The following is a 12,256-nucleotide window of genomic DNA, read 5'->3' as shown; positions in this document are numbered from 1 at the left end:
CGGCGGCTTCGCCGTGTGTCTGGCCAGTTGAGGGCCGCGCCGGTACCTTGCGCCGCGACCCGAAGGAGGACCGCATGCCGGACCAGCCCGCGCCCGTCCCCGTGGAGCGCCTCCGCTTCGACCTGCCACCCGTGCACGGCACCGCCGAGGAGGCCCGCGCCCACCGCAAGGACGTGCTCGCCCGGGCGCTGCGGCTGCTGGCGCGGCTCGGGCACGAGGACGGGGTGGCCGGGCAGGCCACCGCCCGGGACCCCGAGTTCGAGGACTGCTACTGGACGCACCCCTTCGGACGGGCCTTCGGCTCCCTCACCGCCGCGGACCTGATCCTGGTCGACGGGGACGGCCGGGTGGTCCGCGGGGAGCGCCGCGTGAACGAGCTCGCCTTCGCCGTGCACGCCGCGATCCACCGCAGGCGCCCCGAGGTGGTGGCCGTGGTCCGCGCGCAGGGCCCCCACGGCCGGGCCCTGGCCGCCCTCGGCGCACTGCTGGCCCCCGTCAGCGCGGAGGCCTGCGCCTTCTACGGGGACCACGCGCTGCTCGACGAGTACGCCGCGACCGAGGACCCCGACCGGATCGGGCGGGCGCTCGGCCCCTACAAGGCGCTGGTGCTGCGCAACCGCGGCGTCCTGACGGTCGGCACCTCGGTGGAGGCCGCCCTGTGGTGGTCCCTCGCGGCGGAACGGGCCGCGCAGGTGCAGCTGCTGGCGCGGGCCGCCGGCAAGCCGGTGCTCATCGACCACCCCGCCGCGGTCGCCACCCGGGAGCGGTTCGGGTCCGACCTCGCCGCCTGGGCGAGCTGCCGGCCCCTGCTCCAGGAGCAGGCCGACAGTGGTGACACGCCGGTGGCGTCAACATCATGAACGGTTAATCACCTGCTCTGACATCGTGCGCAATCCGGAGCACTTGCGCAGTGGTGCACAATTCGCTGGCATTGCACCGTAGTTCAGAGAGGCGGCACGTCCGTGGCTGTCCAAGAGATGTCCCGGGGTACCCACACCGCGGCCTGCGCCTGCGACGACTGCGCCCGGGAGGGGCACCGCCGGGCGGTGGCCGCGTTCCTGGAGAAGCGCGACGAGTTCGCCGCCGGGCAGGGGCTGCCGGCCGCCGTCGCCCACTCCCTCGGCGCGTCCCGGCAGTGGGTCTCCGACGAGCTGACCCTGTCCGCCCGCACCGTCGCCGACCGGGGCCGGGAAGCGGGGAACTCCTGGCTGTACCTGTTCTCCCGGCGGGCCGTGCTCGCCGTGTGGATCGCCGCCGGGGTCCTGCTGCTGGTCCAGGTCGCCTCCGCGCTCGGCACCGGCTGGTCCACCGCACGCACCGCCGGGCTGCTCACCGCCCTCGTCCTGGCCGGGATGCTCACGGTCGCCGCCCGCGCCCAGTCGGTGCGCGGCGGACTGCTGGCCCCGCTCGTCGGCGAGGACAACCGGCTCTCCACCTCCAAGGCGGTGCCGAGCGCCTGGGTGGTGCTGACGGCGTTCGCCGCGCTGCTGCCCGCGCTGCGGCTGGCGGCCTCGGAACCCGGACCCGCACGCGAGGCCCTGTACGCGGGTCTGGCCCTGGACCGCGCACTGCCGCTGCTGACCGTGGTCGGCCTGACCTCGGCGGTGGCCGTGCTGGTGCGCCGGGTGGTCTGCGTACGGATCATGGGGCAGCGGTTGCAGAAGCTGCCCGCGGACCGGCCGCGCGGCGCGGACCTGCTGACCGACGACGCGGGCCGGGGCAGCTTCCCCGACGCCCAGTACGTCCTGGTCTCCGCGGTGGTGCTGGTGTACGCGGCGGTGTCGCTGGCCCGGTTCCCCGACCGGCTGCCGCAGCTGCCGTGGGCGCTGGCCCTGCTCGTCGTGCTGTCGGCCGCGGTCTACCTGGCGGGCAAGTACGCGGAGGGCAGCCGGCCGCTGGTGCTCTCCGTGGTGCGCAGACGCGAGCCCGGGGACCTGGACGCGGCCGTCCGCCCCGGGGACGACATCGAGATCCGGGGCGTGGGCTTCGTACCGCCCGGGGCGCAGACCCCGGAGATGCTGGCCCGCCTGGTGGTCCGGATCGGGGCGGTACACGTGCACGTACCGCTCGTCCCGGTGCCCGGCGGGTTCACCAATCCCTCGGACGCGGTGCTGACCGTGCCGGTGCCCGCGGAAGTGGAACCCGGCCTCACCGAGATCCAGGTGGTGACGGCCGCGGGAGTGGAATCCAACCGCTGCACGATCGACGTGGCCGAGTGATCGGGGTAGACATGCTCCGTGACCCGAACTGACGTACTCCCCAGACTGCGTGAACAGGCCACCCACTACGCCCTGCTGCCCCTGCGGATCTTCCTCGGCGCGACCTTCGTCTACGCGGGTCTGGACAAGCTGACCGATCCCGCGTTCCTCTCCGCGACCGGCGACGGCTCCATCGGGCAGACCATGGAGTCCTCCCGCGACGCCGCCGCGATCCCCGCCCTGGTCGACCTGGGCCTGGAGTCGCCGGTGGGCTTCGCCGTCGCCCTGGCCGTCGGCGAGCTCCTCGTCGGCCTCGGCGTCCTGGCCGGGCTGCTGACCCGCCTCGCCGCCCTCGGCGGCGCACTGATCTCGCTGACCCTGTGGCTCACCGTCTCCTGGGCGGTGCCCCGCTACTACTACAGCCAGGACCTGGTCTACCTGATGGCCTGGATCCCGGTCGTCCTGGCCGGGGCGCCCTACCTGTCCCTCGACGCGCTGATCCGGTCCCGGCGGTCGCGGCGCACCGCGTAGGTCACCAACCCGACCAGGGCGGCCAGGCACAGGCCGCCCACGGCGATCGGGACGACGGCGAACCAGGGCAGGTCCGCCCCGCCCGAGCCGTCGAGCAGGTACAGCACGCCCGCAGCCGTCAGGGCCGCTCCCGCCACCAGCCGTCCCGGCTGGAACTCATGACGCCGCACGGGCCACCTCCACCTGTCCCACACCCGTGTCGAGGTGCAGCTCGATCGTGCCACCGGCCTCCGTGCCGGGGGAGGGCGGCAGCGTCGCCCGCCGGGTCTCGCCGCCGCTGCGGACCCGGAAGTCCTCACCGGTCTCCCCGGGCAGCTGGATGTCACCCAGACGGACCGAGACGTCCGCCTCGGCCGTCACCTCCCGGGGGACGACCACCTTGAGCCGGCCCGCATCCAGCGAGGCCCGCACCACGACGGTCGTGCCCTTCTGCACGTCCAGGCGGCTCAGGTCCAGCGTGGCGAGCCCGGTGCCCGCCTCGTACCCCGGCCGTACGTCGGCCACCGCCGCCGGACGCCATGCGACGCGCTGCCAGTCCGTGCCGATGTCCCGGGGCAGCGCCGCGGCCACCGCGAGCAGCCCCGAGGTCAGCACCGCCAGCACGATCGTGCCGAAGCCGGTGCGCCCGAGCAGGGAGCTGACCGCGAGGCCCAGCCCGAAGACGACCAGCGCCACGGCGAGCCCGGCCTGCAGGGCCTCGCCCAGCGGCCGGCCCTGCCACTGCGCGGCGCTCGCCGCGCCCCCGGCGAGCAGTGCCAGCAGGAACACCCGGCCCCCGATGCCGCCCCGCCGGCCGGCCGGGACGGCGTCCGGCGCCACCGCCGCCCCGCCGCCCGCCGGTGGCGGCGCGGCGTCGTCCGGCCCCCACAGGTACCCCGTGGAGCCGACCGGCCCGGTCGTGCCGTCCTTGACCAGCGGGTCCCGCCACCAGGACGGGCCGCCGGGCGCGGGCGGCGCCTGCGTCTCCGGCGGGGCCGGCGACAGCGGGCCGCGGTGCGCGGCCGGGGCCTGCGCCTGCGGCGCGCAGGTGTGCCGGCGCCGCTGCGACCAGTACGAGGCCGCGCCCAGCGCCAGGACCACCAGGACGGAGAAGACCGCCAGGCCGCCGTTGTCCAGCATCGACAGGAACAGGGCGCAGCCCACCAGCGCGGCGAACACCGCCGCGAGAGTGGCCCCTTCGACCCGGCCCGTCAGCAGCCTCTTCGCCTCGCTGTCGTCCTCGCCCTCCTGCGGCACCAGCAGCCACGCGAAGCCGTAGAAGATCAGGCCGACGCCGCCCGTGACCGCGAGGACGCCGAGGACCACCCGGAAGACCACCGGGTCCAGCCCGAAGTACCGGCCGAGGCCGCCGCACACACCGGCGAGGACCTTGTCCCGCCTGCTGCGGCGCAGGAGCGGCCGGACGTCCCCCGGGTGCCGGGCCCCGGGCTCCTGCCCCGGCCCCGCGTCGGGGGATCCCCCGGGCGGGGCTTCGTGTGTTTCGGTCATGGGTCCATGGTGACGGGCGGCGCGGGCCCGCGGAATCCGGCCCGACCCTGGCACAACCCTGATATCCCCCCGGTGGGTCTGGGGGGATGCCCTGATGCCCGGGCGCCCCCACCCGTGTGACCATCGGTGCCATGCCCGTAGCCGCCGCTCCCCGCACCCCGCACGCACCGGAACCGCCGCCGGGCACCGACACGCCCCAGCGCCGGCTGTACCGCAGCGCCGACGGCCGGATGCTCGGCGGTGTCGCCCGCGGCCTCGCCGGGCACCTCGGGATGCCGGTGGTCTGGGTCCGCCTCGCCTTCCTCGGGCTGTTCCTGTGGGGGGACGGGCTCGGCGTGCTGCTGTACGCCGCGTTCTGGGTGTTCGTCCCGCTCGGCGTCGGCGGCCGCAGCGGCCACCGCTCCTGGTTCGAGACCCTGTCCGACGGCAGCCGCCGCCTGCGCACACCCGACCGGGGGCAGGTCACCGCCCTGATCGCGCTGTGCATCGGGGCCGGCATCTTCGTCTCCAAGGTCCAGCTCGGCGGCACCTCCGGCCGGTACGTGTGGCCGACGCTGCTGGTCGGGGCCGGGGTGGTGCTCGTCTGGCGGCAGGCCGACAACGCCCGCCGCGCCCACTGGAACGAGGCCGCCGGACGCAACCGGAGCCTGCTCCAGGTCGCCCGCGCCCTCGCGGGCGTGCTGCTGGTCGGCGTGGGCCTGACCGTCTTCCTCGTCGTACGGGGCTCGGCGGCGCAGCTCGGCAACGTCCTCACCGCCACCCTCGCCGTCCTCGTCGGCATCGCCCTGCTCGCCGGGCCCTGGCTGATCCGGATGACCCAGGACCTGTCCGAGGAGCGGCTGATGCGCATCCGCGCGCAGGAGCGCGCCGAGGTCGCCGCCCACGTCCACGACTCCGTCCTGCACACCCTCACCCTGATCCAGCGGGGCGCCGAGGACGCCGCCGAGGTGCGCCGCCTCGCGCGCGCCCAGGAGCGCGAACTGCGGAACTGGCTGTACAAGCCCGAGGGCACCGGTAAGGACGAGGCCGAGGGGCCGGCCACCCTCGCGGAGGCCGTGAAGAAGACCGCCGCCGAGGTCGAGGACCACCACGGCGTCCCCATCGAGGTGGTCGTCGTCGGCGACTGCCCGCTCGACGAACGCCTCGCGGCCCAGGTCCAGGCCGCCCGCGAGGCCATGGTCAACGCGGCCAAGTACGGTGGCGAGGGCGGGCCGGTGCAGGTGTACGCCGAAGTCGAGGGACAGGCGGTGTTCGTGTCCGTACGGGACCGGGGGCCCGGCTTCGACCTCGACGCGGTACCCGGCGACCGCATGGGCGTACGAGAATCGATCATCGGCCGGATGCAGCGCAACGGCGGGACCGCACGGCTGCGGTCCGCGCCCGACGGCGGCACGGAAGTCGAGCTGGAGATGGAGAGGGCGGCGAACACAGCATGACCGAGGACGCACAGAACGCAGGCACGGCACCCACCCGGCGGGTCCGGGTGGTCCTCGTCGACGACCACCGGATGTTCCGCACCGGCGTCCAGGCCGAGATCGGCGAAACCGCCCGCACCGGGGTCGAGGTCGTCGGCGAGGCCGCCGACGTCGACCAGGCCGTCACCGTCATCACCGCCACCCGGCCCGAGGTGGTCCTCCTGGACGTGCACCTGCCCGGCGGCGGCGGCGTCGAGGTGCTGCGGCGCTGCGCCCCGCTGATGGCGGCGGCCGAGAACCCGGTGCGCTTCCTGGCCCTGTCGGTGTCCGACGCGGCCGAGGACGTCATCGGGGTCATCCGGGGCGGGGCCCGCGGGTACGTCACCAAGACCATCACCGGCACCGACCTCGTGGACTCCGTCTTCCGGGTGCAGGACGGCGACGCGGTGTTCTCGCCGCGGCTGGCCGGCTTCGTCCTCGACGCCTTCGCCTCCACGGACGCGCCGCCGGTCGACGAGGACCTGGACCGCCTCACCCAGCGCGAGCGCGAGGTGCTCCGGCTGATCGCGCGCGGATACGCGTACAAGGAGATCGCCAAGCAGCTGTTCATCTCGGTCAAGACGGTGGAGTCGCACGTCTCGGCGGTGCTGCGCAAACTGCAGCTGTCCAACCGGCACGAGCTGACCCGCTGGGCGACGGCGCGGCGCCTGGTCTGACCAGGTGTGACCGACCAGGTGTGATCCACACCGCAGGGGGCGGCGGCAACCGCCGGAAGGCGCCTGGCACTCTTGGGTTCCGTGATGAGCCTGACCGGTACCCCCCTGTTCGCGACGGCGGTCGTCCTGACCGTGCTCGCCGTCGTCCTGCCGCTGGCCGTGTGGGGCAAGGTGCGCGGGCCCGCCGTCGTCCGCCTTGCCTCCCGCGGCCTGATGGTGGTGTTCGCGCAGGTCACCGCCATCGCGCTGGTCTTCATCGGGCTCAACCGGGAGATGACCTTCTACACCTCCTGGGGTGACCTCCTGGGCACCGGGAAGTACGTCACGGCCGCCCCCGACCTCGGCCCGGACGGACTCGGCGGGAAGAAGGCCGCCGACGTCCCCAAGGTCCGCCAGCAGTTCCAGCCCGTCGAGGGCCTCGGGGGCCGGGTCCGGAAGACCGAACTCGACGGCAAGATCTCCGGGGTCCGGGGCGACGTCATGGTGTGGCTGCCGCCGCAGTACGACGACCCGGCCTACAAGGACAGGAAATTCCCGGTCGTGGAGCTGATCCCGGGCATACCGGGGACGGGCAAGTCCTGGTTCCAGGGGCTCAAGGCGCACGAGGTGCTGGAGCCGCTCATGAAGGAGGGCAAGGTGCAGCCCTTCATCCTGGTCTCGCCGCGCGCCATGCTGGTCGGCAACGCCGACACCGGCTGCGCCAACCTCCCCGGCAAGGTGAATGCGGACAGCTGGTTCAGCGTCGACGTCCGCAGGATGGTCGTGGACAACTTTCGGGCATCCGACGAGGCCCGCAGCTGGGGCGTGGCCGGCTACTCGGCCGGGGCGTACTGCGCCGCCAAGCTGGCCATCGCCCACCCCGACCGCTACAGCGCGGCCGTCTCCCTGTCCGGCTACAACGACCCGGGCCAGGAGCCCTCGTCGCTGGTCGGCCAGGACCCCGAGCTGCGCCGCACGCACAACCTGAAGGAGCTCCTGAAGTCCGCGCCGACGCCGCCGCCGGTGTCGCTGTGGCTGTCGGGCGCCGAGCAGGACGGCTACCTGTCCGGGACGGACCTCAAGGCGCTCGCGCAGAACCCGACGGTGGTGCACGCCGAGAAGGTGGCGGGCGGGCACAATCTGGACTCCTGGTCGAAGCAGCTGCCGCAGACCTTCGGCTGGCTGAGCAGGATCGTCAAGGCGCCGTAGCGGTCCGGCGGGACGGGCCGGCCCTGCGCCCGCCGTCCGCGCCGGTGCTCATGCCGGGCGGGAGGCGCCGGCCCAGGGCATCGAGTCGACGGGGGCCACCCGCACCGTCGAGCCGGGACGCGGGGCGTGGATCATCTGGCCGTTGCCGATGTACAGGCCCACGTGCGTCACGCCCGAGTAGAAGAACACCAGGTCGCCGGGGGCCAGCCGGTCGCGGGAGACGCGCCGCCCGGCATTGATCTGGGTGTAGGTGGTGCGGGGCAGCGAGACGCCGGCCGAGCGCCAGGCCGCCTGGGTCAGCCCCGAGCAGTCGAAGGACCCCGGGCCCGTCGCACCCCAGACGTACGGCTTCCCGACGGCCCCGTGCGCGAAGGCGACGGCCTGCGCGGCGCGGGAGCCGTCGGCGGGCGGCAGCGGCGCGGACTGCGGGCCGGCAGCAGGGCCGGCAGCAGGGCCGGCCGGAGCGGCAGCCGGGGCGGACCGGGCCTCGTACGCGGCGCGCTCCTCCGCGGTGAGCTTGGCCAGCAGGCGCCGGGCGGCCTCCAGCTTGTCCTCGACGTCGGCCTTGTGCCCGGCGACCTCGGCCTGCCGGGAGCGCAGCTCCGCCAGCCGTCCCGCCGCCTCGTCCCGCATCCGCCCGACCTCGTCGAGCCGGCGGCGTACGGAGGAGACCCCGGCGGCGTTGCGGACCCCGGTGCGGGCGATGAAGGAGGCCTGCGCCAGGTACTCCTGCGGGCTGTCGGCCGTCGCGAGGCGGACGGCGGCGCCCAGGGTGCCGCCGAGCCGGTACTGGCTCGCGGCGAGGGAACCGAGGGCGCTGCGGGCGCTGTTGAGGCGGTCGGCCCTGCGGGCGGTCTCGTCGCGCAGGTCCTTCAGCGCCCGCTCGGCCTCGTCGGCCTTCTCCTTGGCCCCGTTGTACCGCTCGGTCGAGGCTTCGGCCTCCTCGTAGAGCCGGTCCACCTCGGCCTTGACCTGGGCGGGTGTCTGCCGGGGCTCGGCCTGGGACGTGCCTTCGAAGGCGGTGGCGGTGGCAGCGCCCGCGAGGGCGAGGGTGGCGGCGGTCCGGACGGTGCCGCCGGAGAGCGGGCGCTGCCTGGGCTTTCGATGACTGGCCACGAGGGCCTCACGTCCTTCCTCTTCCGGTGCTTGGAGGAGGACGCTAGACCCGCAGGTCACGGGCAGATGACGAGATGATCGCAAGTGTCCTGATGCGACCGGGGATGGTCGGCTCGGACCGGTCCGGATCAGTGCCAGAGGACGGCGATGAAGATATTGACCATGGTCAGGCCGCCCACCGCCCCGAACAGGGCCTTCTCCACGTGCTCCTCGTCCCGCTTGACGTAGACGAGCGCGAGGATCACGAAGAGGATCGCCAGCTTCACGCCGATCTTGACGTTGTCGACGGCGGAGCCGTCCATCTCGCGGAAGCCGACCAGCAGCACGCCCGTGACGAGCATGGTCAGGGCCCCGTGCAGCATGGCGGGCACGAAGCGGGCGGTGCCCGCGCTCATCGCCTTCATCTGGGTCAGGAAGCCGCCGAGGAGCGAGGCGATCCCGATGATGTGCAGGCCGACGAAGACATCGATGAGTACGTCCATGGCCCCGAGCGTACGAGGACCCCCGGCCGCCCCTGCGGGCGGGCCTGCCGCTGCGGTACGGGGCCGCGGCGGCCGGCTCCGCGCACGGTCCGGATCAGTTCGGGTTTTGCGTACAGTTTCCTCATGGCCGCCGCAGAACTCCACCACCCCGATGCCGACCGCATCGACCTCACCGAGGTGCTGGCCGCCCTCGGGCACCCCGTCCGGATGGAGATCGTCCGGACCCTCGCCGGAGCCCCGACGGAGTTCTCCTGCGCACTGGTGGCCCAGGGGCTGCCCCGCTCGACCGTCACCCACCACCTGCGCACGCTGCGCGAGGCCGGGGTGATCCGCCAGAGCCCCGCGGGGCGCAAGCTCCACCTCGTCCTGCGCCGCCAGGACCTGGAGCGCCGGTTCCCCGGGCTGCTGTCCCTGGTCACCGGCGAATTCGCCGCCCCGGAACCGGCTGTCGGTCCCGCCCCCTAGACTCGGAATGCGATGAGCAGCCTCTTTGACGACAGTTTCCTGGCGGACTTCACCCCCTCCGACGAGGTCCCCCCGCCGCCCGAGGAGCACCCCGCCCCCGAGCCGGGCGCGGACGACCTCTTCGGGGGCCGGTTCGACGCGCCCGTGGGCAGGGACGCGTACTACCGCGACGGCGCGCCCCGGCCGGTCATCGACCCGGCCGCGCTCCTGGACGGGCTGAACGAGGAGCAGGCCGCGGCGGTGGTGCACGCCGGCTCGCCCCTGCTCATCGTGGCCGGCGCCGGCTCCGGCAAGACCCGGGTGCTCACCCACCGCATCGGGCACCTGCTGTCCGCGCGGCGCGTCCACCCCGGCGAGATCCTGGCGATCACCTTCACCAACAAGGCCGCCGGCGAGATGAAGGAGCGCGTGGAGAGCCTGGTCGGCCCGCGCGCCAACGCCATGTGGGTCTCCACCTTCCACAGCGCGTGCGTGCGCATCCTGCGCCGCGAGTCCAAGCGCCTCGGTTTCACCTCCTCGTTCTCGATCTACGACGCGGCCGACTCGAAGCGCCTGATGGCGCTCGTCTGCCGGGACCTGGACCTGGACCCGAAGAAGTTCCCGCCCAAGGCCTTCAGCGCGAAGATCTCGAACCTGAAGAACGAGCTGATAGACGAGGAAGCCTTCGCCGGCCAGGCTGCCGACGGTTTCGAAAAGACCCTCGCCCAGGTCTACGCGATGTACCAGGGCCGGCTGCGCGAGGCCAACGCGCTCGACTTCGACGACATCATCATGACCACCGTCCACCTGCTCCAGGCGTTCCCGGACGTGGCCGAGCACTACCGGCGCCGCTTCCGGCACGTCCTCGTGGACGAGTACCAGGACACCAACCACGCCCAGTACACGCTGGTGCGCGAGCTCGTCGGCACCGGCTACCCGGACCTGCCCCCGGCCGAGCTGTGCGTGGTGGGTGACGCCGACCAGTCGATCTACGCCTTCCGCGGCGCGACCATCCGCAACATCCTCCAGTTCGAAGAGGACTACAAGGACGCCAAGACGATCCTGCTGGAGCAGAACTACCGTTCCACGCAGACGATCCTGTCCGCCGCCAACGCCGTCATCGAGCGCAACGAGAACCGCCGCGCCAAGAACCTGTGGACCCAGGCCGGCACCGGCGCCGTGATCACCGGCTACGTCGCGGACACCGAGCACGACGAGGCACAGTTCGTCGCGGACGAGATCGACCGGCTGACGGACGCGGGCGACGCCAAGGCGGGCGACGTGGCGATCTTTTACCGGACCAATGCGCAGTCCCGCGTGTTCGAGGAGATCTTCATCCGCGTCGGCCTGCCCTACAAGGTCGTCGGCGGCGTCCGCTTCTACGAGCGCAAGGAGGTCCGTGACGTCCTCGCATACCTGCGGGTCCTCGCGAACCCCGAGGACAACGTCCCGCTGCGCCGCATCCTGAACGTCCCCAAGCGCGGCATCGGCGAGCGGGCCGAGGCGATGATCGACGCCCTCGCGATGCGGGAGAAGATCACCTTCCCGCAGGCGCTGCGACGCGTGGACGAGGCCTTCGGCATGGCGGCCCGCTCGACGAACGCGGTGAAGCGGTTCAACGTGCTGATGGAGGAACTGCGGACGATCGTCGACTCGGGCGCCGGCCCGGCCGTGGTGCTGGAGGCCATCCTGGAGCGCACCGGGTACCTCGCCGAACTGCAGGCCTCCACCGACCCGCAGGACGAGACGCGGATCGAGAACCTGCAGGAACTGGCGGCCGTGGCGCTGGAGTTCGAGCAGGCACGTGAGGCAGCGGCGACCGAGGCGGCGGCAACCGAGGCGGCGGCAACCGAGGCGGCGGCGACCGGGGACGCCGGTGCCGCGACCGGGGACGGGGCAGCCGGGGATGCGGCCGCGGACGAGGACGGCGCGCCGGCGGCGGCCGGCCCCGGCACCCTCGCCCAGTTCCTGGAGCAGGTCGCGCTCGTCGCCGACTCCGACCAGATCCCGGACGAGGACGAGGACGGCTCGGGGGTCATCACGCTGATGACCCTGCACACCGCGAAGGGCCTGGAGTTCCCGGTGGTCTTCCTGACCGGCATGGAGGACGGGGTCTTCCCGCACATGCGGGCCCTGGGCCAGACCAAGGAACTCGAAGAGGAGCGCCGGCTCGCCTACGTCGGCATCACCCGGGCGCGCGAGCGGCTCTACCTGACCCGCTCCTCGATGCGCAGCGCCTGGGGCACGCCCTCCTACAACCCGCCGTCGCGGTTCCTGGAGGAGATCCCGACCGAGTACCTCCAGTGGAAGCGCACCGGGGCCGCACAGAAGCCCGCGGGCCCGATGCGCAGCTCCGGCTACGGGTCCTCGGGCTCGGGCGGCGGCAAGAGCACGTTCGGCACCTCACCGGAGGCCTTCCTGTCCTCGTCGCGCACGAAGGCGGGACCGTCCGGCTTCGCCACGCGCCGGGCCGCCGACAAGCCGGTCATCGCGCTGGTGGTCGGGGACCGCGTCACGCACGACCAGTTCGGGCTCGGCACGGTGATGGAGGTCAAGGGAGCGGGCGCGGACGCGCAGGCGACCATCGACTTCGGGGACGAGAAGCCGAAGCGGCTGCTGCTGCGGTACGCACCGGTGCAGAAGCTCTAACCGGGGGCCGGGCCGGGGCGCCGGGGGCG

Annotated in this window: 12 protein-coding genes; 8 read left to right on the top strand and 4 right to left on the bottom strand. The window is 73.4% G+C overall.

Features of this window, described 5'->3' with window-relative positions:
* Window positions 1–74 precede the first annotated feature (74 nt).
* From ACLJTM_RS00255 to ACLJTM_RS00245, 3 genes are all read left to right on the top strand, one after another.
* A complete protein-coding gene (locus ACLJTM_RS00255; RefSeq protein WP_411101303.1) occupies window positions 75–860 on the top strand; it encodes a class II aldolase/adducin family protein in 786 nt (261 codons plus the stop codon).
* Between the two features lie 117 nt (window positions 861–977).
* Complete coding sequence (locus tag ACLJTM_RS00250; RefSeq protein WP_411102229.1) at window positions 978–2,219, top strand: hypothetical protein; 1,242 nt, start codon at window positions 978–980, stop codon at window positions 2,217–2,219.
* 18 nt (window positions 2,220–2,237) lie between these two features.
* Window positions 2,238–2,729 (top strand): DoxX family protein, encoded by a 492-nt coding sequence (locus ACLJTM_RS00245; RefSeq protein WP_411101302.1) that lies wholly within the window; start codon window positions 2,238–2,240, stop codon window positions 2,727–2,729.
* Here ACLJTM_RS00245 and ACLJTM_RS00240 read toward each other — a convergent pair.
* Together ACLJTM_RS00240 and ACLJTM_RS00235 are read right to left on the bottom strand one after the other, a co-directional pair.
* Window positions 2,675–2,899: a hypothetical protein gene (locus ACLJTM_RS00240; protein ID WP_411101301.1), complete on the bottom strand. Its 225-nt coding sequence runs from the start codon at window positions 2,897–2,899 to the stop codon at window positions 2,675–2,677. The genes ACLJTM_RS00245 and ACLJTM_RS00240 overlap by 55 nt on opposite strands.
* Window positions 2,886–4,217 carry a PspC domain-containing protein gene (locus ACLJTM_RS00235; protein WP_411101300.1) on the bottom strand — a complete coding sequence of 444 codons (1,332 nt, stop codon included), beginning with the start codon at window positions 4,215–4,217 and terminating at the stop codon, window positions 2,886–2,888. The genes ACLJTM_RS00240 and ACLJTM_RS00235 overlap by 14 nt, the downstream gene beginning before the upstream one ends.
* A 131-nt stretch (window positions 4,218–4,348) precedes the next feature.
* On the opposite strand from ACLJTM_RS00235, the gene ACLJTM_RS00230 reads away from it, so the two are divergent.
* The 3 genes from ACLJTM_RS00230 (at window position 4,349) to ACLJTM_RS00220 (ending at window position 7,536) form a co-directional block, all read left to right on the top strand.
* Complete coding sequence (locus tag ACLJTM_RS00230; protein WP_411101299.1) at window positions 4,349–5,653, top strand: PspC domain-containing protein; 1,305 nt, start codon at window positions 4,349–4,351, stop codon at window positions 5,651–5,653.
* Window positions 5,650–6,348, top strand: coding sequence for a LuxR C-terminal-related transcriptional regulator (locus ACLJTM_RS00225; RefSeq protein WP_411101298.1), 699 nt, complete (start codon window positions 5,650–5,652; stop codon window positions 6,346–6,348). Before ACLJTM_RS00230 ends, ACLJTM_RS00225 begins: the two co-directional genes overlap by 4 nt.
* A gap of 84 nt (window positions 6,349–6,432) precedes the next feature.
* Complete coding sequence (locus tag ACLJTM_RS00220; RefSeq protein ID WP_411101297.1) at window positions 6,433–7,536, top strand: alpha/beta hydrolase; 1,104 nt, start codon at window positions 6,433–6,435, stop codon at window positions 7,534–7,536.
* Window positions 7,537–7,584: 48 nt separating this feature from the next.
* On the opposite strand, the gene ACLJTM_RS00215 is transcribed toward ACLJTM_RS00220, so the two are convergent.
* Window positions 7,585–8,652 carry an NlpC/P60 family protein gene (locus ACLJTM_RS00215; protein WP_411101296.1) on the bottom strand — a complete coding sequence of 356 codons (1,068 nt, stop codon included), beginning with the start codon at window positions 8,650–8,652 and terminating at the stop codon, window positions 7,585–7,587.
* A gap of 128 nt (window positions 8,653–8,780) precedes the next feature.
* Window positions 8,781–9,134: a hypothetical protein gene (locus ACLJTM_RS00210; protein ID WP_411101295.1), complete on the bottom strand. Its 354-nt coding sequence runs from the start codon at window positions 9,132–9,134 to the stop codon at window positions 8,781–8,783.
* 123 nt (window positions 9,135–9,257) lie between these two features.
* Here ACLJTM_RS00210 and ACLJTM_RS00205 point away from each other — a divergent pair, with 123 nt between their 5' ends.
* Window positions 9,258–9,599, top strand: coding sequence for an ArsR/SmtB family transcription factor (locus tag ACLJTM_RS00205; protein WP_411101294.1), 342 nt, complete (start codon window positions 9,258–9,260; stop codon window positions 9,597–9,599).
* Between the two features lie 12 nt (window positions 9,600–9,611).
* Window positions 9,612–12,227: an ATP-dependent DNA helicase gene (locus ACLJTM_RS00200; RefSeq protein ID WP_411101293.1), complete on the top strand. Its 2,616-nt coding sequence runs from the start codon at window positions 9,612–9,614 to the stop codon at window positions 12,225–12,227.
* The last annotated feature ends 29 nt before the right edge of the window (window positions 12,228–12,256 follow it).

Source organism: Streptomyces sp. cmx-4-9, assembly GCF_046548835.1.
Classification (GTDB): domain Bacteria; phylum Actinomycetota; class Actinomycetes; order Streptomycetales; family Streptomycetaceae; genus Streptomyces.
This window is presented reverse-complemented; position numbering and strand designations above follow the sequence as displayed.

What these genes read in the sequence shown, in the direction of transcription:
- ACLJTM_RS00255 (WP_411101303.1), top strand. Translation starts at nt 75, where the DNA reads ATGCCGGACCAGCCCGCGCCCGTCCCCGTGGAGCGCCTCCGCTTCGAC.
- ACLJTM_RS00250 (WP_411102229.1), top strand. Translation starts at nt 978, where the DNA reads ATGTCCCGGGGTACCCACACCGCGGCCTGCGCCTGCGACGACTGCGCC.
- ACLJTM_RS00235 (WP_411101300.1), bottom strand. Translation starts at nt 4,217, where the DNA reads ATGACCGAAACACACGAAGCCCCGCCCGGGGGATCCCCCGACGCGGGG.
- ACLJTM_RS00230 (WP_411101299.1), top strand. Translation starts at nt 4,349, where the DNA reads ATGCCCGTAGCCGCCGCTCCCCGCACCCCGCACGCACCGGAACCGCCG.
- ACLJTM_RS00225 (WP_411101298.1), top strand. Translation starts at nt 5,650, where the DNA reads ATGACCGAGGACGCACAGAACGCAGGCACGGCACCCACCCGGCGGGTC.
- ACLJTM_RS00220 (WP_411101297.1), top strand. Translation starts at nt 6,433, where the DNA reads ATGAGCCTGACCGGTACCCCCCTGTTCGCGACGGCGGTCGTCCTGACC.
- ACLJTM_RS00210 (WP_411101295.1), bottom strand. Translation starts at nt 9,134, where the DNA reads ATGGACGTACTCATCGATGTCTTCGTCGGCCTGCACATCATCGGGATC.
- ACLJTM_RS00205 (WP_411101294.1), top strand. Translation starts at nt 9,258, where the DNA reads ATGGCCGCCGCAGAACTCCACCACCCCGATGCCGACCGCATCGACCTC.
- ACLJTM_RS00200 (WP_411101293.1), top strand. Translation starts at nt 9,612, where the DNA reads ATGAGCAGCCTCTTTGACGACAGTTTCCTGGCGGACTTCACCCCCTCC.